At 62.3% G+C, this 22,231-nt stretch carries 18 protein-coding genes; 15 read left to right on the plus strand and 3 right to left on the minus strand.

What is annotated here, in order from left to right:
• Nucleotides 1-412: 412 nt before the first annotated feature.
• The 12 genes from QRO95_RS10650 to mobF all read left to right on the plus strand — a co-directional run bounded on the left by QRO95_RS10650 (nt 413) and on the right by mobF (nt 13,769).
• A complete protein-coding gene (locus QRO95_RS10650; RefSeq protein ID WP_012480692.1) occupies nt 413-814 on the plus strand; it encodes a hypothetical protein in 402 nt (133 codons plus the stop codon).
• Between the two features lie 28 nt (nt 815-842).
• Nucleotides 843-1,478, plus strand: a complete 636-nt coding sequence (locus tag QRO95_RS10655; protein WP_012480691.1) for a hypothetical protein — start codon at nt 843-845, stop codon at nt 1,476-1,478.
• A 59-nt stretch (nt 1,479-1,537) separates the two neighbouring features.
• Complete coding sequence (locus QRO95_RS10660; protein ID WP_232503858.1) at nt 1,538-2,602, plus strand: hypothetical protein; 1,065 nt, start codon at nt 1,538-1,540, stop codon at nt 2,600-2,602.
• Nucleotides 2,603-2,667: 65 nt separating this feature from the next.
• Entirely contained in the window at nt 2,668-3,000 is a 333-nt protein-coding gene (locus QRO95_RS10665; RefSeq protein WP_061478914.1) for a hypothetical protein, read from the plus strand.
• Between the two features lie 23 nt (nt 3,001-3,023).
• Nucleotides 3,024-6,005 (plus strand): TraM recognition domain-containing protein, encoded by a 2,982-nt coding sequence (locus QRO95_RS10670; protein WP_012480688.1) that lies wholly within the window; start codon nt 3,024-3,026, stop codon nt 6,003-6,005.
• A gap of 86 nt (nt 6,006-6,091) precedes the next feature.
• Nucleotides 6,092-6,616, plus strand: a complete 525-nt coding sequence (locus QRO95_RS10675; RefSeq protein WP_061478969.1) for a hypothetical protein — start codon at nt 6,092-6,094, stop codon at nt 6,614-6,616.
• A 137-nt stretch (nt 6,617-6,753) separates the two neighbouring features.
• On the plus strand, nt 6,754-6,957 hold the full coding sequence (locus QRO95_RS10680; protein WP_012480686.1) for a hypothetical protein: 204 nt from the start codon (nt 6,754-6,756) through the stop codon (nt 6,955-6,957).
• A 227-nt stretch (nt 6,958-7,184) separates the two neighbouring features.
• Nucleotides 7,185-7,412: a hypothetical protein gene (locus QRO95_RS10685; RefSeq protein ID WP_099475959.1), complete on the plus strand. Its 228-nt coding sequence runs from the start codon at nt 7,185-7,187 to the stop codon at nt 7,410-7,412.
• Nucleotides 7,413-7,828: 416 nt separating this feature from the next.
• The gene (locus QRO95_RS10690; protein WP_230548553.1) at nt 7,829-8,275 is read left to right on the plus strand and encodes an ankyrin repeat domain-containing protein; all 447 of its coding nucleotides are present in this window, start codon (nt 7,829-7,831) and stop codon (nt 8,273-8,275) included.
• On the plus strand, nt 8,253-10,127 hold the full coding sequence (locus tag QRO95_RS10695; RefSeq protein WP_061478913.1) for a helicase HerA-like domain-containing protein: 1,875 nt from the start codon (nt 8,253-8,255) through the stop codon (nt 10,125-10,127). Before QRO95_RS10690 ends, QRO95_RS10695 begins: the two co-directional genes overlap by 23 nt.
• 21 nt (nt 10,128-10,148) lie before the next feature.
• Nucleotides 10,149-10,871 carry an HIRAN domain-containing protein gene (locus QRO95_RS10700; protein WP_012480682.1) on the plus strand — a complete coding sequence of 241 codons (723 nt, stop codon included), beginning with the start codon at nt 10,149-10,151 and terminating at the stop codon, nt 10,869-10,871.
• Nucleotides 10,872-10,934: 63 nt separating this feature from the next.
• Nucleotides 10,935-13,769: a MobF family relaxase gene (gene mobF / locus QRO95_RS10705; protein WP_285302520.1), complete on the plus strand. Its 2,835-nt coding sequence runs from the start codon at nt 10,935-10,937 to the stop codon at nt 13,767-13,769.
• Here the strand turns inward: mobF and QRO95_RS10710 are convergent.
• Nucleotides 13,759-14,214: a GIY-YIG nuclease family protein gene (locus QRO95_RS10710; RefSeq protein ID WP_012480680.1), complete on the minus strand. Its 456-nt coding sequence runs from the start codon at nt 14,212-14,214 to the stop codon at nt 13,759-13,761. The two genes, mobF and QRO95_RS10710, sit on opposite strands and share 11 nt — an antisense overlap.
• Nucleotides 14,215-14,353: 139 nt before the next feature.
• On the opposite strand from QRO95_RS10710, the gene QRO95_RS10715 reads away from it, so the two are divergent.
• The gene (locus QRO95_RS10715; protein WP_125893882.1) at nt 14,354-15,136 is read left to right on the plus strand and encodes a hypothetical protein; all 783 of its coding nucleotides are present in this window, start codon (nt 14,354-14,356) and stop codon (nt 15,134-15,136) included.
• Between the two features lie 589 nt (nt 15,137-15,725).
• Here QRO95_RS10715 and QRO95_RS10720 read toward each other — a convergent pair.
• Nucleotides 15,726-17,486: an adhesin gene (locus QRO95_RS10720; RefSeq protein ID WP_285302521.1), complete on the minus strand. Its 1,761-nt coding sequence runs from the start codon at nt 17,484-17,486 to the stop codon at nt 15,726-15,728.
• 257 nt (nt 17,487-17,743) lie between these two features.
• Between QRO95_RS10720 and QRO95_RS10725 the strand changes: the two genes are divergently transcribed.
• Nucleotides 17,744-18,538: a M15 family metallopeptidase gene (locus tag QRO95_RS10725; RefSeq protein ID WP_061478910.1), complete on the plus strand. Its 795-nt coding sequence runs from the start codon at nt 17,744-17,746 to the stop codon at nt 18,536-18,538.
• On the plus strand, nt 18,535-18,879 hold the full coding sequence (locus QRO95_RS10730; RefSeq protein ID WP_285302522.1) for a hypothetical protein: 345 nt from the start codon (nt 18,535-18,537) through the stop codon (nt 18,877-18,879). Before QRO95_RS10725 ends, QRO95_RS10730 begins: the two co-directional genes overlap by 4 nt.
• A 560-nt stretch (nt 18,880-19,439) precedes the next feature.
• Here the strand turns inward: QRO95_RS10730 and QRO95_RS10735 are convergent.
• Nucleotides 19,440-22,193 (minus strand): UvrD-helicase domain-containing protein, encoded by a 2,754-nt coding sequence (locus QRO95_RS10735; RefSeq protein WP_285302537.1) that lies wholly within the window; start codon nt 22,191-22,193, stop codon nt 19,440-19,442.
• Nucleotides 22,194-22,231 lie beyond the last annotated feature (38 nt).

The raw sequence follows: 22,231 nt of genomic DNA on the forward strand, positions 1-22,231 counted from the left end.
AGCGTTACGTGGGCATGGCGTGGGCGGTGGTCATGTGGGGGCGAGGGGGCGTAGACCACCAATAGCGCAGTTGGGGCAACACGCAAGGGGCCGCCGAAAAGCAACTGCAAGAGCCCAACGTGGGTGGAAGCAGTGTCGGCAGGGGCAGAGAAGCAGGAGCCCGGACGGTTCCCCAGAGTCGTCATACACATGACGCACTGAAGTGGGAGTGCGCTTTTCGCCCAAAAATCGGCCTCACATCTGCCGGAACCTCAATGCAATCAAGGCCTGACCCTGTCACCACTGAATGGAGACAGTGTCAGTGCTTGTTAGCTCGTTTGGCCCATGTTTTTCAGGCTCCTGACGTGGGGCCTTGCCAACTCCGAGATTCGCGGTATCGGTGGAGTAGTCCAGAAACGGAGTTACTCGACCAATGGCGTTGGTTCGTCAAAACGTAAACCTCGACCGTGGGCAACTGAAACTTGCTCAGCGGCTTGCCCGTGAATCGGGCAGTGGGTTTAGCGCCTACGTGCGAGAGGCGCTGGAGCGACACAACACTTCCATGTCTGTGGCGAGTGTGCTGGAGAACTCTAACGCTCACTTGGAACAGCTCATCGACGAGTTGCGGGAAGAGAACGCGTTGTTCCGGAGTGCGCTCCAGGAAGACCTGCGGCGGCTGCGAGACGAAACGAAGGCGGAACAGGACAGCGCCATCCAGCGCTACGAAGAAGCGCTTCGCAAGGTGGTGACGGCGGCCCTCTCGCAACCCTCTCCCAAAGGTTCTGGTGCGGCCAAGGTGCCCGCAGCCGGTCCCATGACTGCTCCACGCACCTAACTTTCCCCCACAGCAGGAGATCCAACCCATGAAACGTTTTTCCCTTTCTCTCACTCTCTGCCTGGCGGCGTTCATGCCGCTTCACGTTTCCGCCCAGGCCGCCGCTGATGCGGTCCATGCCGCAGAGGACGATGGCAAGCCCAAGGCCGATAAGAGGCGCCTGTTCAAGGCCGGAGGCATCGGTTGCGTGGCCGGCGGAGCCATCGCCTTGCTCACGGGCAAGAAAGACAAGGCCTTGGGCGCTTGCGCCGCGGGTGCTGCAGTGGGTGCTTCCGCGTCCTACGTGAAGCAGCAGCGGGAACACGCCGAGCAGGCCGCCGACGCTGCCCGTGCGGCTGGCATGAAGGCCGAAGTGGTCACCAAGACCGAAACCGTGGAGGGCAAGCAGGAAGCCGTCCTGGATTCGTTGCGCTTGAACTACAACCCCACCGACATGAAGCGGTTGAACAGCGACACCCGGGCCTTCCTCGACAAGTTCGCAGGTCTGTTGAACAAGTCCAGCAACGGGTTGACGGTGGTGTTCCAAGGAGCCGACAAGGCCGCCTGCCAAGTGCCCATCGTTGAGCTGGCCAAGCGTGGCGCGCTGTCCAAGGTCACGGTGGACGACCGCTGCGGCAGCGGTGAGCCCGTGATCGTCGTTACCCCGGTGCCTGACGTCCGGTGATCTCAGTGCCCGGGTGTCGCTCGATGCTCGGGCTTCCTTCCCCCTTCCGAGGAGCCCACATGACCCCAGAAGAAAAGAACCAGAGAATCCTGAAGCGCAAGCGCGAAGAATTGCTGAAGCGTGCCAACGCAACCCCGACCGCATCGCCCACGCAAGAAGAGCGGCTGGTTTCCGACGGCATGAAAGAAAACCTGAAAGCGGCCAGTCACTGGGCTGGAGTGATCAGCAAGCGCACTGCCGAGTTGACCCAGAAGGGCGTTGCTGCCGCTGCAGAGAAGGCAAAGGAAGCCAAGGCACAGCTGGACGCGAAGCGCGCCCGGGAAGCCCAGGAACATCGTGCTGTCGAAGAGAAGCCTCAAGACGCTCCGCTCACCTTGGAGGAGGAAATGTTGGTTAGGCAACTGACGTCCGATGCAGCTGCACCGGTTCTCGTAGGAGCGGGTGATAAGGGAATGTGCACCGTTTGGGAGCTGGTTGATGAATTTGGAGAGCCCGGCGCACAGGTTGCAGATGGATTGGGTGGCCCTTCGGTGGACGCCAAGGCGTTGAGCAATGAAGATACGGCAGCCTTGGTCAAGCTGTCTCAGCAGGACGCGGTGGAAGTCCTGTCCGTTTCCGCGGGGCCTGAAGGGTCCAACCGGCCCCCGGAGGCCGCGTCACCAGAGCAGCCAGTAACTCCAATCCAACCCAGCCCCCGCTCTCGTTTGCCTTGGGTCTTGACCGGTGTGGTGGCGGTGGCATTGGTCGTGGGGGCGATCTACTTCTTGCTTGGGAAGAACAACCAAGTGCCTCCAAGCACACCGGCTCCCATGGCACCGGTTGCCACTCCAGCCGCTCCCGAGCAGTTGCCCGAGGTGGTGGAAGTCCCCGTGGTTGCGCCTGCTCCAGCAGTGCTTTCAGAACAGGCCAAGCCAGAAGCCACGATCGAGAAACCCGCACCTGTCGCCGCTCCCCCGGTATCGACGACAGCGCCAATTGCGCCCCAGCCAATGCCTTCGCCGAAACGTGCAACCGCCCCATTGCCGAGGAAGCCCCCCGCACCCGCCGCCGAACCGCGGAACGACTGGCAGCAAAAAGCCAATGCAGACCTAGACGCTTGGGCGAAGAAGTCGGGGATCGACTGATCCCCCTTGCGCATCCGCGGATTCGATCTAGAAAGAAGTGACCTACTCACGAATAAGGGGGAAGCATGTTCAAGTGGCTGTTCACGCAATACCGGGAGCCCGGAAAACTTCATTTCGGCTCAAAGTGGCTGAACGTGCACGGGCGCTTGTTCCTCGGCAGCCCTGAATCGTTTGGCATGGGCCACCTGAGCGAAGGCGTCCGCCGCACTTTCTACTACTTGCGCGCCGATCGCAGGCCTCCGGTCAGAGACGACGCCGCGTATGACGCATGGACCAAGGATCGGCTCTACGCGAGCAAGGTTGAGCAGGTCGCAGAGCGCTGGGTGGCCAAAGCGGGCTTTCTGGCGTGCGCGCCGCTTTGCTTGGTGCTTGCCGTCTTGGCGCATTGGCTTCGTTGAATTGACAGGGGAGGGAGACAGAGATGGCAGCAATCAGTTTGTTCAACGTGCTTGACTGGACGAGCGGCCTGGGGCGCAAGTTCCGCCGGAAGAGCGGCGAGCCTTGGAACGTGAAGGAAGAAATCATCGTCAGATCCGCCGAGGAGTATGAAAACCTGGTGGGGCGCTTTGACGTGACCGATCGCGTTCGCAGTCGAGAGCTCGATGTGCCAGAGGCTGACCGGGATTTCGCGCTGGAGTGCGGCGCCGTCTGGGACGAGAACGCCCAGGGGTTCAAGGTGCCCGACGGACGCAGTGAGGACGAATTCCAGGAGTGGTGGCCGAAGGTTTCGGAAGATTTGCGCGACACCCAATCGCGGATCATCACGACGAAGCTTGGACGGCGTGCCGAGGGCTTCTTGCAGGGCAACGACATGGGGCAGGGCGGCGACAGCCTGGCCACTCCCTTGATGTATCTCGCCTTCCCCGTGATCGGCGTTCTGGCGACCTTCCTAGTGAGCCTCATCGGCTGGGCAGGCTGGGCCGCGCTGCTGCTGACCATTCCATACTTCATCGCCCTCAAGCAAGGCGAGGGCATGAAGGAGGCCCTGAAAGCCCTGGTGCTGCTGCAATGGGTTCCGATGGCGCTTCAGTTCATGGTCGGCGGCAGCAAGGGCGGCACCGAGGTGGCAATGCAAGCCGGCGGCATGGCTGTGTATGCCCAGATGGCCAAGACCTACCTGTGGTGGGCCTTTGGCTTGGTCGGCATCCTGTTTGTGGTTTGCTTTGTGGCGGCGGCCTCGCACCCGCACCGGGGCGTCATTGGCGGGACAGCCGCGCGCTTCATTCAAGCGATGAAGTGGGTGGGGCTCATCTTTGCCACACTGGTGGTCGCCAAGGTCCTGCCGTTTGGCTTGGGCGAGGCGGCGCCTTACGTGCTGGCATGCATGTATGCGATGCAATACGCCGAAGGCAACTTTGTCCAAAACGCCGCCCGGCTTTACCTGCAGAACAACGACAACAACCTGGCCACCCAGGGGGCGCTGATCAACGCGCACGTCAAGGCGCGTGAACAGCAAGCTGAGGCGGCACTGCGGGACAAGACCCCGCTGATCACCATTGGGCGCGCCACGGGACACCTTTCCGACAAGGGCTATGGCTACTCGCCCGACCTGGGCACCGTGATGATGTTCTCGTGGAGGGATTGTCAGCAGGGCCTGCTCGTGTTCGGAGCCATCGGATCTGGCAAATCCTTCGCCGCGCTCAGACCCATCGCTCGTCGGTTCCGTAGAGCCGCTTTGGCGATGGCATGTGTGGCGCCAGGCCACGCAGATGCAAGGGAGCGCTTGAAGCAGCAGAAGCTTGCCGGCGGTGGCGCGCTCATCGCCGACGGCAAAGACGGGGCGATCATCTCGGACTTGGAAGGTTTGTTCGATATCGTCGTCAAACCCGGGATGCGGGTGGCGCCATACGAGGGGTTGGCGCCCGATCAGGTCGTCCGGGCATTGCGCGGTGCAGCCGGTGGGCGAGTGGACGAGAAATCCAAGCTTTGGACGGACGGCGGTGACGCGTTTCTCTACCACACCGGCATCATCCTTCGTGCGCTCGTGGATCACGAGATGGCTTACAGGTCTTGGTGTTCGGCCAAGCTGGAAGGGCTGGAGCGTGCACAGTTGGACGCGGAGTTTGAGCTGGTCAAACAGCGCAAGCTGGACGAGGACGTGGCCGAGACTGAGGCATTGCTCGAGCGCATCGCCGAGCAGATCGCCATCCATCGAATCCCTGTGAGCGACGACAGACAATGGCAATACACGCCATTCCACCACGCCAAGTTGTTGTCCATTGTGGAACGCGTGATTCCCGCCAGCCCCGCGCCTCGTGCCAATGCAAAGCTGATGGAGGTGGTGAAATACTTGGGCTTGGAAGAGGCGGACACGAGCCATGACGAAGAAGGGCGGCTGGCCTACGCGGCCTACCTGCAACAGCACCGCCTTCGTCAAGAGAGCGCTCCGCAGACCATCCACCCGGATCTCTTCCGTCCCATGTCTCAGCTGCAGAGCTCGCTGGAATGGGCGTTCCTTGAGATTCCCGCGATGCATCCGGAACAGAGGCAATCGTTCACGCTCAACTCACGAGGGCTGCTGGAGAAGCTCTTGCGAGGCGAAAAGCTGCGTGACAGCAGAACGGACATGCCATGGCACTCGATCGAGAAGGGCGAGGTGGACGTGTCCGATGCGCTCTACGGAGCCATGGTAGGCCTCTTCTTGCCCCCGACCCAATTCGGTGAAGCGGGTGAAATGATGATGCGCCTGCTCAAACAGCGAGTCATGAATGGAATCAAAGCGCGTGGTGCATTCGGCGACAAGTGGCGCGAAGTGTTGCCTGGGCAAATTGAAGTGATGTTGATGATGGACGAGGCCCACCTGCTGTTGACGGCCGATGACATCAACCTGTTCTCCGTTTCGCGCTCGCTGGGGTTGATGCCCGTGCTTGCAACGCAAGGGTTTGAGAGCTTGGTCAACGCCTTTGGGTCGGTCAACGAGGCGGAGCTGATGGCCAACACGATGCAGTCGGTGATCGCGCTAAAGTGCTCGCACAACACCCACGAATACCTGGAAAAGCGGTTCGGGCAGGCCACATTGACCACCTTCAAGCAGCGCACCCGGGGCATCGACTACCAAGGCGGTATGAACAACTGGCGCCACTCTGTGCTCAACGACCCAGATCATGCATACGCGTCCGCCTACGACAAGATGCGCATGGAAGGGGCGGGGCGGTTGACGGCTTCGCGCATCGACGCCGTGACGGGTCGCCGCTGGCGGATTGGATCGGAGGACACGCTGGGCCAAGACGAGATCGCGCGCGACATCGACATGCCCACCGGGGGCAAGCGCGAGGTGCAGCCGCTCTTCCTGCAGGAAGAATACTCCGCTCTTCTTGAGCCCCGCGGTCACGCCATCGTGGCGCTGAGCCGTGCCGGCATCAAGCGCTTCGACCTGGCGGAGCTGCTGCCCGACGCGGATTGATGCGGATAGGCGAGGGGGTTTGCCCCCTTGCCAAACCTGCGGATTGATCAACGATGAGCCTATTCACCCCAGCGGAGGAAACAAACATGAGCAACACCCTCTCCCAACCCATCGAAGAAATGACCGAGCTGCGAGCACTCCAGGCGCAGCGCAACGAGCGGCTTCTGGGCGATCGCCCACCGCCCCAGAAGGACAGCGCGGCGCGGGCAGACTTCGAGCAGAACGTGGCCCAAGACCAAGCCGCCATCGAGCAACGCCGACAGCGTGTTCTGGATTGGGCAGAGAAGGCCTCGCCCGATCAGATCGCTGCGCTCCAGGCAAAGATCCAGGAGGCCGACAAAGCCGTTCGTGATGCAAAGCCGGACGACAAGCGCGAGCAGGTGGTTCATGCGACCGTTGCGCAGTGGCGGCAGCAACGCGGGGCCCAGCGGGAGGAGAGTCCTCCCATGTTGACCCGTGAGCAGCGGATGGAGAACGGACCTGGGCGCCTGGGATACGCCGATTACGCCCGCAGTTCGTTGAAGGAGGCGGCTTTCATGAAGGACTACGCTGCAAATTACGATTGGGAGAAGCACCAAAAGCAGGCCCAGCCGAACGTCTTCCGACAGTAATCTTTACCGATGTTCAGATCTGCCCGGTTCTTCGCAGAATCGGGCATTTTTGCGTCTTGACGTCCAGTTTTATGGTGCTTTACTGGTTAAGTAACGAGTAGGTAGACCTACTCATACAAAACCCAGGGAGAGCCACCATGTCCACGTTGTTCAATGCCCTCAAAGACTTCGCTTTCGAGAACGCGGTCCCACTGCTGACCGGCTTGTTCCTGCTGATCGCGGCCTTCGCAACGGCTGTCCTCGCCTACCCTCCGGCCGTTCCGGTTCTGCTCAAGGTAATGGCCATAGCGGCGGTGGGCTTTGTGACCATCGGGGTGGTGGTCCAGAGTTCCTTCCGGTGAGCAGGCGGCGCTGGCTCAAGCTGCGCGCGCGGTGCAGGAAGCGTTGGCGCCGGTTTGACTGGGAGGGGTTTGATCTCTGGTTCTATCCCGCGCTGATTTTCTACATGTTGGGTTGGGTCGTCTTTGGCCCGCCCGACAGCGTTTAACCCGTTAGCCCACTAATTCACCAGCGATCGAGCTGGACCTTTCCGATGAGGCACATCGGCTTACCACTGCAGGAGGACCCGATGAATATCAACAACACCAACTTCCACCGTTTTCCCGACGTTGCTCCCGAGCATTTGAGTTCTTTCGCCTTGGTCGGCGGGTATGTGGATTCCCAGGTTCTGGCTGGAAGGAGCTTGGACGGTGTGCTTCAGGAACTGGACAGCAGTAGCCCAGGGCAGAAGCTCTGGCATGACACAGAGATTCTTCGGCATTTCAGTGTTGCGGTGGCTACTCGCCTCAACAGCTAACACGTTCTCTTGACGGTCGCGGATTCGGCTTTACAACAATGGAGATGGACATCCAAGAATCTCTGTTGCGCCTCTTGCGTCCCCTGGGCCTCCAACGAGCGGAGGCCTTGGCGGGCGCGCTCGCGCGCGAAGCCGGCGCGTCCAAAGGCCTTCACGATTCGCAAGTGTTGGCGCGTGCCCACGCCCTGAGCGTTGCCCCTGTCGAGGGTCGATTGGGCGATCTGGTTTGGCAGGTGCGCCAGCGGGAGCACGATGGGGCACCGCAAGTGGACCTGCGTTGGGGCTTGCATCGGCTGGGGTTGGACGCACCCTCACGGGCCTCCACCCGGGACCTGGTGCGTGCTTACGAGAGGCGCTTGGCAGACCGTAACGAACCGATGGTTTACAGCACCCTGGCAGAGAGGGTGGCTGGGTCCATGGCTGAGCACACCTCGCTCTTCCAAGGCATGGCGATGGCGGTAGAGGAGGCGCGGGCTCGGCGGTCGGACGCAAACCGGTTGCGGGAGAACGCACCGTGGCAGGGCTGGCTCGTGGGGGCGTCCCGGGCGGGCCACGAAGCAGCACTGCTGGCCTGCATCGGCATGGGCGCAGACGCCCGGCTGCCCGATGCCAGCGGCAACACACCACTGCATCATGCGGCCCGGTTTGGTCACTTCTCGCTGGTCACGCCTCTGGTCGAAGCCGGCGCCGACGTGGCGGCCCTCAACGCCCACGGGTGGGCGCCGCTCCACCTTGCCGCCCTCCACAAGCACGCCCGGGCCTGCCTCCACCTGATGGCCCACGGCGCCAATCCTGAGCAGCCAGGGTGGCGGGGGCGGACCCCAACGCGCATGCACCGACATGAGCAAACCCAAGCCCTTTGACGCGCTGGGCGACGTGCCCGGCAGCGTTGCGCCTTCCCAGCCGGTCCGATACTGGCACCGCGCCGTTCTTGCCGGTGCATTCGTTTTTGGCTTGGCCTACGTGGGGAGCATGGGCGTTGCCTGGCTCATCCCGAATCCCGATGGCTCGCTCATCCGCTTCGCCGATGCTTTGAAAGGCGGTCTGGTGACCGCCTACCACTTCCTGACCGTCGGCATCTCGGCTCGCGCCCCGGCACGGGAGTTCATCGAACTGGTGTCCTACCATCACCCAGTGGCGACGTGGTCCCGGATCGGGGTGTCGCTTCTGCTGGCGGCGGGCCTCGGTCTGCGGGTGTTCCTCAAGGCGACCGAGCCGGTGAGCAACACCTGGCACCTGTCCGGACCGCGGTTGTTGGAAGGAAAGGAGGCCGTGGACGAAGCCCGGCACCGCTCGGTAACCCCTAAAGACGCCGAGGCGGATCCCTTCGCCCTGTCCCTCCACCCCGATCTGTTGCTGTCTAAAAAGCATTGGGCGCGCCACGTCCTGATCACCGGCTCGGTGGGGTCGGGCAAGAGCGTCATCCTCAAGCACATCCTGGAACAACTGACGCGAAAGAGGGACGCAAAGCTGTTCCTTTACGACATCAAGGGTGATTTCACGTCGATTTTCAAAAGGCCCATCATCGTGTCGCCCTTCGATGCGCGCTCCCACGTGTGGGACGTCGCCGCCGACGTGCGGACCCCGACCCAAGCGGCGGCGTTCGCCGCCTCTCTCATCCCAGAGGGCGACGGGAACGCCAAATTTTGGAGCATGGCCGCCCAGGACTTGTTGATTGGGTGCGTGCGCGAGCTCCAAAACACCCGGCCTGGCGAGTGGGAATGGCCCGATCTGGCGGCCTTGGTGCGCCGCCCGGCCGCGGAGATGGCCGCAGGCATGCGCCCGCATTACCCCCGCGGTGCCGCACTGGTGCGTGACCCGGAGAGCCAAACCACGTCCAGCGTGCTGTCTTCCCTGGGGGGCTTCACCCGCCTTATCGACGATCTGGCCACCGCATGGCCCAAGGTTGGCAAGCGCCGTTTCTCGATGACCGAGTGGATACGGGACGACTACAACGGGCGCAAGCAGGTCATTGTTCAATCCGGACCGGACCCAACCCTGACGAAGGCCTACATCGCCGCCATGATCAACGTGGCCGTCCCGGATCTCATTGGGCCGGGCTTGCCGGACGACGAGGGCGGGCGTGGGCTCTACTTCGTGTTCGACGAGCTGACCAGCGCCGGGCGCTTGAACATCGATCCCTTGCTGGCGTTGGGGCGCAGCAAAGGCGTGGTGGCCATCATGGCGGTCCAGGATCACTCCCAGGTTGAGCTGGTCTACGGGGACAAGACCGCGCAGGCCCTCTCGTCCCTGGTGGGCACCCACGTGGTGTGCCAAGTGCAGATGGGAGCCACCAGGGACAAGCTGGCCAGCCAGCTCGGCAAGCGGAAAATCGCGTGGCGCGGGCACGAGAACAAGGCCCAGGTCCACGAAGAAAGCCGCGCGTTGGTTTCCAGCGGTGAGCTCACCGACCGGCTGGGTTTCCGCAAAGGCAATCGCTACGGTCCCGAGAAGTGGGGCATCGAGGCGATCGTGCAGATGGGCGGGGACGTGCTGTTGCTGACATGGCCCGGGAAGAGCCATCCAACGGTTCGCGAGGGGCAGGTGGCCGCTGCGTGGACCACCAAGCCAGCCGGACCTGAAGGGCCGTCGCCGGCAACGTCCCCTTCAAACGCTGGCGCGTCGGCCTTCCCAACCACCGCCGAAGGCATCGATGCGGTGCAGCGGGTGTTGACCATGACACCCGAGGAAGTCGACGCGCTATTCTCCCGTTGAACACCATGTAGGGAAGCAAGTATGGCAACGATCACCGTGCCGATTTGGAAGCCAGTCGCCAAATACGCTGTGAAGGCAGCCTTGACCTCGCGTTTTCGGGAGGAGCTGGACGAGGTGGCCAACAATCGAAAGGGCTCCACCAGTCGGATTTTTACTTTGGTCGTCCTGTATCCCGATAACACCAACACGGCGGACCAAAACGCGGTGGCCGTCATGACACAACAGGCGCCACCCAGGATGCTTGGGTATTTGCCACGGGAGGTGGCCGCAGAATATCGGCAGCGCATGGCTCAGGCCGGCTACGAACACATGGTGTCTGCGTGTGAGGCGGTTCTGTCCGGCGGGCTGGTGACCACGGACAAGGTTTACGACTACATCTTGGAAGTGGACCTGGACATGTCCATCGACCCGCATCCGGATCACCTCGTCACTCATCCCGAGATGGTCCGCCATACCGCTGACCCGGAGTTCAAGAAGGACACCGATGGGGCATATCGCTTCAAGTGCTGGATCCCGCACGATGCGGTGGGCCACCTCCATCCGAAACAGCGCACCAAGGGTTGGACCACGGACTCCTGGACCACGGTCAACTACTACCTTAGCAACGCGCAGAGCATCGGCTTGGGTTTCAAGGTGCTTTCGGTGCCCAAGTCCAAGCACGCGGGAGTCTTCGGCGAAGAGCCAGTAACCGCCGTCGTGGAGGAGATAAAACGCCGTTGGGTCACGCTGCGCCTGGAGAAGTAAACCCCCCTTGCGCATTGGTGGTTTTCTGGGACCTTGGTTCAATCAACGTTCCAGGAGGTCCCTGTGATCAATTGCACCCGCATCGATGCCCGCGGCCACAACAAGCGCAACGGCAACATGTTCGACTACATGCTGGCCACCGAGCGCCTATCCATCGACAGCGCCGTGGCTTACTACGCGGGCAGCGGTCCTGATCCGAGGCAGACGCTCAATTGGGGCGGCAGCCTTGCCGCCGAGCTCTGCCTGGAAGGGCAGCCGGTCACCCGCGAGGTGATGGAAAAGCTGGGGAAGGGCTTTTCACCCACCGGAAGGCCGTTGTGCAAAAACGCGGGCAAGGAGGCCCGATTGGGCATCAAGACGGATCGCTGGGGAAACGTGCGGTTGGACGACGACGGCAAGCCGATGGAGAAGTGGGAGGGCGGCCACCGGGTGGGGTTCGATCTGACCATTTCCGCCCCCGGGGACGTGAGCGTGGCGTTTGCCCTTGCGGATGAACGCGAGAAGCTGGCCATCTTGGAAGCGCACCGCCAGGCCTGCGCCGTGGCGATGCGCTACATCGAGAGCAAGGTAGAGACCCGGCGCGGAAGAGCGGGGAAAGACGTTATAGACACCCAGGGGTTGGTGTGGGCAGCCGCCGATCACACAAGCAACCGGAACGTGCAGTGCGATTTGCACACCCACCATCTTGTCTTTGGTGTTTCGAAGGGGGAGGACGGCCGTTGGGGCACGTTTGATGCCATCGAGATCTACCGCCACCGCCATGCGGCCGATCACCTCTACAAGGCCGAGCTCTACAGCGCGATGAAAGCGCTGGGCTATGGGATTCAGCGGGAGCGCGAGGTGGACGTGATAGGGCGCGAGACGGGCCAGATTCTCACCACGATTGCCGGCATCGACCGTGAGCTGGTGCTTCAGACGAAGACCCGCCGCCAGGAAATCCTGGACTACGTCAAAGAACACCCCAACGCCAGCCACGACGAGGCCTGCAAGGCCACCCGCAAAAAGAAGGAAGAACCGCCCTTCGAGCAGGTGGTCAAGGACTGGCAGCAAACCTTCGCCAACATTGCCCGAGAAAGGCCAGACCTGGTTCCCACCACCCAGTCGCTCAAGCAGACCCAAGGCCAGCACCTGGACCCGCATACCTTTGACGAGGTCTTGCAGCGCATGCACGAGAACGAGGCGATGTTCTGCGAGCATGACCTGGTCCGGGAGCTGGGGATGGAGTTCGCCGGGCAAAAGAACGCGGAGGAGATCCTCAAAATGGTGAAGGAGTTCACCGAACAGGACGACCTGGTGCGCGTTAAAGCCGAACACCTCCACAAAGACGACCGTGGCACTCGTTTGGCACGCAAGCACCGGGAGGATCGCTTCTGCGCCACCTGGATGGTCGAATGGGAAGCCGAGATCATCCGTCGTTCGAAGGAGCGGGAGAACGAGACGGACCTGAAGCTGTTCCGCTCCACCGTAGACCGGGAAATCGCCGCCTATGAGAAGCGAAAGGGGTTCACCCTTACCGAAGAGCAGAAGGCTGCCATTGGTCATTTGACCCATGGAACGGCAGGTGTCGGCGTTATGTCAGGGTTGGCCGGGACCGGCAAGACCACCGTGGCCGAGGTCTACAAGCAGTGCTTCGAAGCCGAAGGAAAGCAGTTGATGGGCTTGGCCGTGTCGGGTAAAGCCGCGGCTAAGCTGGAAGAAGAGTCCGGCATGCTCTGCATGTCGGTTGCAAAGTTCTTTTCCCAGCTCCGGCAGGGCAAGGTTGCTCTGACGAAGAATGTTGTGGTGGTGCTCGATGAAGCCGGCATGGTGGCTACCGATGACACCTTGAAGCTCATGACCTACTGCCAGGGGGTCGGTGCCAAGCTTGTCATGCAGGGAGACAGTGACCAGCTTCAGCCCATCGCTGCGGGCAACGGCTTTGAGCTGGCGAAGATTGCCTTGGGCGACACGAAGCTGACCGAAATCCGCCGGCAGAAGAACGCCGGTGACCTGATCACTGCCAACAGCTTCTACGAGCGGGACCACCAGGGGAAGGTCAAGGACATGCGCCGCGGGCACCGCAGCCGCCAAGGCACCCTCGATATGGGTGCGCAGACCCTTCGCAATCTCAAGGAGAGAAATTGCATCGACGACTTCGGCACGGAAAAGCAGGCCATCAAGGCGTTGGTGGACGACTACCTGAAAGACCCCACCCCGATGGACGAGAAGTTGGTTCTGGCCCACACGCGCTCTGAAGTCAAAGCCCTCACCACGGGCATCCGAAAGGGGCTCCAGGAGCAAGGCGTGCTGGACAAAGAGGAGTTCACCTTCCGCTCGATCGTAAAAGGGCAGTGGGAGGACCTGACGCTCTCCCGCCGCGACCGTGTGATGTTCACGGCGACCAACAACGACTTGGGCGTCATCAACGGCACCGAGGGCACGGTTGAGAGCATTCGGAAGGACAAATCCGGTGGCTACGACCTGGTGGTGCGCATCGACTCTTCGAACCCGAAAGAGGACGGGCGCATCTTGAAGTTCAACACCAGCGAGCACAACGCCTTGGCCCACCGGTATGCCATGACCGTTCACAAGGCGCAGGGGCAGGGGAAATCCGAGGTTTACCACCTGGCCACGAACATGGGCATGCTCGACCAGCAGTCGGCCTTGGTGGCGTTCACCCGCCTCACCAAGGGCAGCTACCGCATGTATACGACCGACGAGATGATGGAGCGCATGGCCGAACGGCTGGGAACCGAACGGCACAAGGAAATGGCGCTGAGCGTCGGCTTGTCCGAGACCCAGGCTGCTCCGGTGCGCAACCTGGTCCAGGACGTGGAAGAGCTGTTGGCAGGATTGAAACCGCAAACCCAGGTGCCAATCACAAACGCGGAACGGCGCGAGATGAGGCTTACCCGGTGACGCATCGGGCCAGTGTCAATACGCTGATCACCACCACTACCCACGGCCACCACCCCACGCGTTCGGAAGGCGCTTTGACCGGTGTTCCCAGCTGCCACCGCCGTTGGTGGGCCAACCCGCGCACGTGGGCCGTGGCCCGCCGGTGGGGGTTGACCACGATCCCCGGTGGCTTGGCGTAGATGCGCCATCCCTCCCGGGAGGCCTTCACCCGCCACGCCTGCTCATACGCCTCGGTTTCCGCCCGGGTGGCTGTCACCACCTCCAGCGCATGGAACCGGAAGGGACGGTGCCAGCCGCCTTTGGGGGAGCGGTGCTGCTTCTCCCGCTGCTGGGGGTTTGAGCTTTGGCCGATGTAACAGCCCCCGTCGTCGAACAGCAGGGCGTAAAGGGTGCGGGGCAGGGCGTGATACTTCTCGCTGCGTCCCAGGTTGTGGCGGTGGGTCATGGTCTCTCCGTGAGTAAAACGACCCACTCACGAATAGATCAGAATTTGAAGTTGGCAAGCCTGCTGCGAAGGACGTGAGAGGCCACACGTCGCTTGCGTGTAATCTCTTCGCAGTTCATGGCGAGCATGGGGCGGGCGAGTGACCTTTAAGTTCCCGGTTGGACCTTCCAAGGGGCGTTGCAACATATGCGGGCAGGAAACCGACCTGACCGAAAACCACGTGCCACCCAAGGCGTGGGCTCAAGGCATCGCTCTGAGGGTGTCCAGCGTCGCCGACGCAATCAGTGGAGAGAAGAAGCCGCGGTCCCACAAGATGCCCAATGGTGTTTGCTTCAGGAGCATCTGCAGGACCTGCAACGGCTCGGTGCTTTCTCGATACGACAAGGCACTTGTATCGATGAGCCGGCAGGTGACGGAGATCTTGCGTGATCGAAGCAAGGTCACCTACAACCAGAGCATCCGCATCCAGCCGCAGCTTGTGGCAAGGGGAGTTCTGGGCCACTTGTCATCGGTGGGCTTGAATCGCTACGACGAACGCCACAGCCAGCACCTGTTCGATGACCGGTCAGATCTTCTACGCCAGGTTCGGCTTCACTACTGGGTGTATCCCTACAGTGGTCGAACGGTTCTTCGCGACTTCGGGCTGGGCATCTTGGGCGGGAAAGGCAGTTCGGCGATCTATGTCCTGAAGGCCTATCCGCTGGCCTTTGCAATGGTCTGGAACAGGGACTTTCAGTTCGAGGACTGGCAGCCGCAGAGCTTTGACCCGTTCGCTGGGTTCGAGCCAGACCAAGAGGCGAACCTCCCGCTGGAGTTCGTGGGCCTGCCGGGACAGGTTTGGCCAGAGCACGTCCAGGGGAACACGTTCGCGCTCCTTCATTCCGATGGTGCGTTCGTGGCAACGGAGAAAGGACGGGGCTAGGTTTGGGCGGTTTCGGCTCTTCCGGAGCGGAGGCGCTGCGGATAGCAGCAGCGTTCCAAAGAAAAAGCCCGGGCTGGGCCCGGGCTTTTCATATCGGTCAACGGGGAGCATGGCTCACCGCGCGTTGACCTGTGTAATGTAAGGAGCGCGCTTGCTCCTACAGCAATTGTCGTGTCGTAAATCACCTTGAAGCCCACGCCAAGGGCTCTGCAAAGCGGGTGTTTCTTGAAGCGTGTTGCGAGCGTGTTGCTGTTAGTTGTTTCTTTATTCATTGAAGTGTTCCTGTAATTGTTAGTGCTGCATGTGTCATCTTCCTTTGCGTCGTGGTTGGTCAACCATTCCCTGACGGCTTCTAGGGCAATGGCAAGCATTGGCGTGAGTAGTGCTACGACAGCGGTAATCACTGCAGGCGGGATTGTCAGTCCGGCTCCTACACTGCTTAGCGGTGCAGATGCTACCAGCTTCCAATGCCTTGGTAAATCGTAAGTTATTGTATATAGATACAATTTCAATAAATTGACGCCACGAACAAGGGCCCCGAAGGGCCCTTGCCGAGACACGATCACCTCCTTTTCGCTGCTGATATTCGTTACCAACCGATGGCCCAGGCTGCGCCCACGGCCGTGTCCTGCGCGCTGCGGGAAACCCCGATCGAGAAGGCCGATGGGGATCCGCGTGGGGTGGTCACGTCGCGGGTGTAGCCGATGGAAATGGCGGCTTGGCCGCTGCAGCCACCTACGCCTACGGCCAAGCGGTTGCGGTTCTCCCCATGGATGGCCGACGTCGAGGTGGCCATCTGGGCGTTGGCTTGGGCCATGGCGCAGATACCGCTCACCCGCTTGTCGAGCTGGCGGAAACGGCGGTCCGTCAGGTTCCAGCGGTCGTCTTGCTGCCGCTGGTAATCCCACAATTGGCCACCGTTGATCGCGTCCGAGGACCCTGCGGCGATCGCCCCCGCTGCCACCCCGGTTACCCGCTGGTTGCCGGCGTTGATCCCGGATCTGGTGACCGATGGACCGCCCTGGACAGTGAAGCCGTCGCTGTTGTGGATGGCCTTGGCCACCTGGACCGAGCCCTTTTCGGACAGTCCAACGTTGTCTTTCAAGCCAACGGTTTGGGTGCCGTCCCCGTTGTCAGTGACCTCGATGTTGGCCCCGGCCACCGTGGTGCTGCTTCCTCCGTCCTTACCGTCCTTGCCTGCTGGGCCTTGCGGACCGGTGGGGCCCTGTGGACCGGGGGTGCCACCACCGCCGCCAGGGTTTTGTTCCAGCTGGTGAACGCGCCCATCGAGATCGTAGATGGCACCGGCCACGGTGGTGTAGTTGTTACCGCTGCTCAGCTGGTAGTTCGGCGCCACGATCAAGCCGTTCACCATGGAGGCGCCAGCGCCCAAGGTTTCCACGGCGGTCCGCAGTTGGCTGACGGCCACGGCGTCGTCGTCCGCTTTGCCCAAGGCAACTTGGGTCAAGCGGCGGTTGCCAAAGGCTGCAGTGTCTTCTTCATCGCACGTGGTGTTGGCGCCCACGGCCACGCATCCCCATGCGTTGGCCACGGCACGGGGCCCCAATGCCACACTTTCTGTGGCGTTGGCCGTGGCAGACGCGCCGAAGGCGGCAGAGTAGGGCGCAAACGCCTGTGCCCATGGACCCACGGCGGTGCCGGCCTCGCCGGCAACGCCAGCGCTGTAACCGTAGGCGCCGGCAAAGTCGGCGGTTGCGTTGGCACCGGGCCCCACGGCGGATGCACCTTCGCCCTCGGTCTGGGATGCGGCGCCCAACGCGAGGTTGCGATCGCCTTGAGCATTCGCCCCGGCCCCGAAAGCCGCCGCGCCGTTTCCATCGGCTCTTGCGGTTGAGCCTACAGCGGTCCCGCCATCCCCGAGCGCGCGGGCACTAGAGCCGATGGCCACACCGGTGATCCCGCTGGCCAGGCTGTGCCCGCCAATGGCCACCGCGGAATCGCCGGTGGCTTGGGCTTGGGCTCCGACGGCGACGGCGTAAACCGCAAATGCCTGTGCGCGAGAGCCAATGGCGAGCGCATTTGAGCCCTGCGCTTCGCTCGAGAACCCCAGAGCGGTTGTATGGCATCCGCGAGCGGTGGCGCGATTGCCCACCGCAGTGGCCCCCAGGCACTCACCCGGAACGCCATTTTCATCCACCATTATCCCGCCGTCGGCGAGGGCGTCCGCCCCGATGGTCGTGGCCCCAACGGTCAACGATTGGGCGCGGTCGCCTACCGCAGTGGTCTCGGGTTTGGTGGCAACGGCACCGTTGCCCACTTGAACCTGGGCTTGCGCCGTGCCAGCAACAAGGCCTGCCAGCAAAGCGCAGTGGATGAGGGAGCGTTTCATGGGGTGGCCTCCTGGGTCTGAAATGAGTGAGCGTGTGCACTCACGAATAGATCAGATCCTGGAATGCGCAAGCCCCCCCCCCAACGAAACTTCCCGGCGCAACGGCAGGAGGGGCCGTTGCGCCAGGAAGCGGTGGGGCCGACTTTTCCCCACCCCTGTTCTTCTACGACAGGGAAAAAATTCCGCAAGCCCCCTTGCGCGTTTTCGATTCTCCGCTTGCATGGGTGTATCGCTCATGTGAGTAAGGAGGCCTACTCATGTTTCAACGCTTGTTGCTCGCGCTCGCACTGGCCAGCGCACCCGTCTTGGTCCACGCGCACGCGGCAGCCACCGATTCCGTTGAGGTCCACGGGAAGAAGCCTGGGTTTTTCAAACGCCTGTTCCACCGCCACAAAGACGCCCCGCAGTGGGACGGTGTCCAGCCCGAGCTTCGCTCAGCGCTGGAACGCATCGCCTTGCAGATGAAGGACGAGGGCTACGACCTGCGGCTGATGGAGGGCTACCGTTCTAAACAGCGCCAGGCCGAGCTGCTCGCCAGCCAAAAGGGCGTGACCCAGGTGGGGCCAGGCAGCAGCTGCCACAACCACGGTTGGGCCGCGGACATGGTCATCTACAAGCGCGGGCGCCCTTCTTGGGACCTGAAGGACGAGCAGGTGCGGCAGGGCTACCAACGCTTCGGTGAGCTCGCCCAGCAGGCGGGATTGAGGTGGGGCGGGGCTTGGAAGAGCTTCAAGGACATGCCCCACGTCGAGATGCGCAGCGAGTGCCTGGTAGCCATTCGTGGCGGATCTGCCCCCCGCCGATCGCTGCAAACAGTGATTGCCAAGGCCGAGTCAGTGTCTGACGCACCGAAAGCACCCCGTTGGGCCTGGAGCGTCGATTCCGAGCTGGCGCCGGACTGGGCGTGCGAATCCGTGCTTTGCAGTGTGTCGTGGGCGACGGTGAGCCGGCCATGGAGCTATGGCGTAAGGCCGCCGTTGAAAGGACTCCGTCCAGAACCGTTTGCTGAGGCGTCCTGTCCCATGGCCCCAATTGCCCTGAGGCACACATGAGGAAGCGGTCCACCGGATTGCTTCCCTTTTCGGCGGAGAGTGGGGGCGAACGGGTCATCTGCCCTGATCGCGCCGGTTTGGAGAAGATCGAGATTGGCGATCCCAAGGGCGGCAAAAACGGCTGGATCCGTTGCACCGCAAGGGGTATGCTCATCGCGGGCACATTCAAGGGCACCTCCCAGATTCGTGAAACCCAAGCCGTCCAAGGGGTGAGGGCACTTCTCAAGGAAGTCCCACTCTCTCCGCCAGTTGTTTCAAAGAGCCCCTGGAAACAGGGGCTTTTTTCATCCATGCCCCTCGCTGGCCAACCATCCGGTCACGAGGGTCAGGTAAACGAATAAACCGGTGCATTCCTCTGCCAACAGGGAATTGCTTCATTCAAGGACGGTAATCGTTCCAGGTGCACAAACGCTGACGTTGACGCTGGTGCCAGGCAATTTGAATGTGCCATCCACCCGCGCTAGGCTTCGGATGCCCAAGGAGGGCGACCAACGGAGTCATGGCATGAAGATTGGATTCAAGCTTTCTGTTGCTGTTGCGGCCTGTGCGTTGACCTTTGGAATCAGCAGCGCCACGGCGAAAGCGCCCGGCCCTTGTTCCGTCTGCGAGGTCCAATACATTGCATGCGAGGCGTCAGGTACAGATCTGAGTATCTGTACCCGGAACTATATGCAATGCTTGCGTCTGAACGGCTGCATTATTCCGTAGCAGGGCGCGGCGGGGACGTGTGGGGGCCTTTCGATACCCTGCAACCTTGCCACCCTCCAGACAAAAGCCTCGGTCTTGCCGGGGCTTTTTCGTTCCCGGAAACGCCATGGCGCGCACCATGCCGGGGGCGAAACCGAGACGGTGCCTGTGTGCGCTGATGCAGGCGGGCATACGTGGAGGTAGCGGGATGCATTCATCCCCGATGCCCACCCTTCGGCTTGTTGTGGCACAACGGATAGCTGGAGCACGACCGGAAGGCCCCGTGCGGTCCATTCCGCTCCACAAACACGCCCACCTTGCACACCGGGCAGCGTTCCTCGTTGATGGCGACGCCAGACAGGCTCGTCACTTCCACTGCCCCATCCTTCACCAGCTCATCGAGGAACGGCGAACGCTTCCCCTGCAGTGTGAACATCGCAACCGACCGTCGCGCACGCGTCAGCGCCACATAGAACAACCGCCGCTCTTCGCTCAGCGGATAGGTATCCCCATCCGGCATCGCCAGGGAAAGCACAGGATCATCCGACCGCAGGCTAGGGAAGCCGCGATTCACCATCCCGGACAGAATCACATAATCCGCCTCGCGTCCCTTCGATCGATGTGCGGTCAGGAACTCGACGTCCATCGTGCTGCCGAACGCAGTCTTCCAGTCTGAAGGTACTGTGCTGCGATCCGCGCGGTAGCGCCCCAGGATAAACACCGTCACGCGTCCGTTGCGTCCCTGCGGCAAGGCCCCGGACAACAACTGCTGATGCAGTCTGGCGAGGTACTGGCGAACACCATCCTGCATTTCCTCGCGCCGGGTCATCTGGAAGGCCTGCAGCACCGGGCCCAGCGCCGGTGCAGCAGACCGAACCGTCTTGGCAATCTGCGCTGGATTCCGGCTGATGAAGCGGCTGGACGCATCGCAGAGCGCCTGCGGGCAGCGGAATGTCTGCTCCAGTTTCAGCACCTGGCCTTGCCCCATCCATTCGCGGAATCCGGTCATCACTGAAACGTCGGCGCCGGCGAAGCGATTGATCGACTGCCAGTCATCGCCCACCGCAAACAGGTAGCGCCCTGGTTTACTGACCAAGGCGCGGCAGAGCCGGGCGCGGGCACGCGAGGCGTCCTGGAACTCGTCGGCCATCACCAGTTCGTAGGGCGATTCATAGCGGCCCTGTTCCAGCAGTCCGGCCGCCATGTTGAGCATGTCTTCGAAATCGATGCCGTGCTCGTCAGCCAGTGCGTTGTCCCAAGCCTGGAAAACAGGGCTGGCAATCTCCAGGAAGCGCCGATGCCGTTCCTTGAACTGATCTTCGGGCATCTGCCGCAGGCGCTCGGCCATGTCATCCAGCGTCAGGCAGTTGCTCTTTGCGTGGGCAATGAACGTGCGCATCAGCCCGATCAGGTCCGCGTCCGGCATGGGCTTTGCGCCCTGTTCGGGTAGCTCGCGGTCGGGGTTGGGGTCGAGTTCGACACCGGACCCGTCAAGCCTCTCCGCAAGATCCTGCAGGGCATGTCCACTGCGAAGACCGAACGAGGTGGTCTCGACAAGGGCGGTGCCGCGTGCCGCGTGCTGCTGGCGCTTCCAGTGCATACCTTCGGCGTAATGGGCGAAGTGCGCCGGCGGCTGGCCATCGCCATCCAGCGCAAAGTGTTCGTGATACAGCCCGGCATCCGGGTAATAGAAGTCGGGGCGATACTGGCGATGGGTGTCGGTGGCCGTATCGAATTCGTAGCGCCGCTCGTAGTCGTACGTCACGCCGTTGTAGAAGAGCCAGTCGGCGATGACGCACTCTTCCAGGCTCTTCACCCGCTCACCCTGCAGGGCGCGGATGTAGGGCGTGCCATCGCGGTCGTAGCCGTCGGCCTCCATTTCCGCACCGAATGGCGGCAGGTCGCGCCCGAACACCAGGCGGAACATGTCCCATTGGGTGCGGAAGTGGGTCGAGCGGTCCTTCAGGTCATCCACCAGTTCGGCCAGCTTGTTGAAGCCCAATGTGGCGTCAGTGGCCCATTCCGGGATATCGGGCTTGCGCCCGGTGGCTTTGGCGATGATGGCCAGGCCCAGGGCGTGGAAGGTCCGCGACTCAACCACGGTGTCGCCCATGCCGAGCCGATCGAAGGATCGCTGCGCGCGCTCCTCCAGCTCCTTGGCAGCATCCTTGTTGAAGGCGAGCATCACGATGCGTTCGGGTTCGACAAAGCCGCGGTCAATGGCATACGCGGCCTTGGCGACCATGGTGGAGGTCTTGCCGGAACCGGCCGCGGCCACGACCTGGACCCGGTTGTCGAAGCAGATGACGGCGCGGGCCTGTTCCTCGGTCAGCGGCTTGCTCTCGACCCGGTCCAGGAAGGCCTTGGCCAGCACCAGCTCCCGCGTCGCCATGGTCGCATTGGCGTCCCCCCATACGGCGGGCCAATCCAGCTGCCAGTCGTGCAGGGCATCCAATGCGGCACGATGGCTATGGGAGTGCAGGTCGTCGTGCACATCCTCATCAAGGAACAGCCGTTCCAGCTCGGCAGGCGACAAGGGCAGAGAGGGGCGCTCGGCCAGCAGGATGTGCTGCTGTTCGTGGGTGATCCAGCGGCGGCCGGCACTGCCCCGGTCAGTGAGGGCGTCGGCCTCGGCCAGCCACGATTGGATCTGCTCCAGGATGTCCTCGAAGAGCGCCTTGCGCCCGCGTGTGGTGCGCGCGAAGAGCACCTGCTGGACAGCAGCCGCGAGGCGGGAAGCCTGGCCGTTGGGCAGGCCGTCCACGGACAGCGTTTCGCCGTCCTCGCTCTGCAGCGCAACCCTGGCCCAGAACAGGCCCGGAAGAACCCGCACACGCTGGTCATCATCGATGTGTTGGCGGTACTGCCGGCCTTCAATCAGAAGCTCGACATGCTCGCCATCCAGCCGCAGCCGCCAGTCCGGCGAGCGGGTCACACGCTGGCCCCAGCCCGAGGGGCGCCATTCCATAGACATCAAGATACTGCCTTGCGTACGTCACTGGGCGT

Source organism: Stenotrophomonas maltophilia group sp. Smal13 (genome assembly GCF_030236855.1).
Taxonomy (GTDB): Bacteria; Pseudomonadota; Gammaproteobacteria; order Xanthomonadales; family Xanthomonadaceae; genus Stenotrophomonas; species Stenotrophomonas maltophilia_A.

Bases quoted from the DNA above. Each gene is read 5' to 3' on its own strand.
- QRO95_RS10660 (WP_232503858.1), top strand. From the start codon at position 1,538: ATGACCCCAGAAGAAAAGAACCAGAGAATCCTGAAGCGCAAGCGCGAA.
- QRO95_RS10680 (WP_012480686.1), top strand. From the start codon at position 6,754: ATGTCCACGTTGTTCAATGCCCTCAAAGACTTCGCTTTCGAGAACGCG.
- QRO95_RS10725 (WP_061478910.1), top strand. From the start codon at position 17,744: ATGTTTCAACGCTTGTTGCTCGCGCTCGCACTGGCCAGCGCACCCGTC.
- QRO95_RS10665 (WP_061478914.1), top strand. From the start codon at position 2,668: ATGTTCAAGTGGCTGTTCACGCAATACCGGGAGCCCGGAAAACTTCAT.
- QRO95_RS10695 (WP_061478913.1), top strand. From the start codon at position 8,253: ATGAGCAAACCCAAGCCCTTTGACGCGCTGGGCGACGTGCCCGGCAGC.
- QRO95_RS10700 (WP_012480682.1), top strand. From the start codon at position 10,149: ATGGCAACGATCACCGTGCCGATTTGGAAGCCAGTCGCCAAATACGCT.
- QRO95_RS10670 (WP_012480688.1), top strand. From the start codon at position 3,024: ATGGCAGCAATCAGTTTGTTCAACGTGCTTGACTGGACGAGCGGCCTG.
- QRO95_RS10730 (WP_285302522.1), top strand. From the start codon at position 18,535: ATGAGGAAGCGGTCCACCGGATTGCTTCCCTTTTCGGCGGAGAGTGGG.
- QRO95_RS10650 (WP_012480692.1), top strand. From the start codon at position 413: ATGGCGTTGGTTCGTCAAAACGTAAACCTCGACCGTGGGCAACTGAAA.
- QRO95_RS10720 (WP_285302521.1), bottom strand. From the start codon at position 17,486: ATGAAACGCTCCCTCATCCACTGCGCTTTGCTGGCAGGCCTTGTTGCT.
- QRO95_RS10685 (WP_099475959.1), top strand. From the start codon at position 7,185: ATGAATATCAACAACACCAACTTCCACCGTTTTCCCGACGTTGCTCCC.
- QRO95_RS10690 (WP_230548553.1), top strand. From the start codon at position 7,829: ATGGCTGAGCACACCTCGCTCTTCCAAGGCATGGCGATGGCGGTAGAG.
- QRO95_RS10735 (WP_285302537.1), bottom strand. From the start codon at position 22,193: ATGGAATGGCGCCCCTCGGGCTGGGGCCAGCGTGTGACCCGCTCGCCG.
- QRO95_RS10675 (WP_061478969.1), top strand. From the start codon at position 6,092: ATGAGCAACACCCTCTCCCAACCCATCGAAGAAATGACCGAGCTGCGA.
- QRO95_RS10655 (WP_012480691.1), top strand. From the start codon at position 843: ATGAAACGTTTTTCCCTTTCTCTCACTCTCTGCCTGGCGGCGTTCATG.
- QRO95_RS10710 (WP_012480680.1), bottom strand. From the start codon at position 14,214: ATGACCCACCGCCACAACCTGGGACGCAGCGAGAAGTATCACGCCCTG.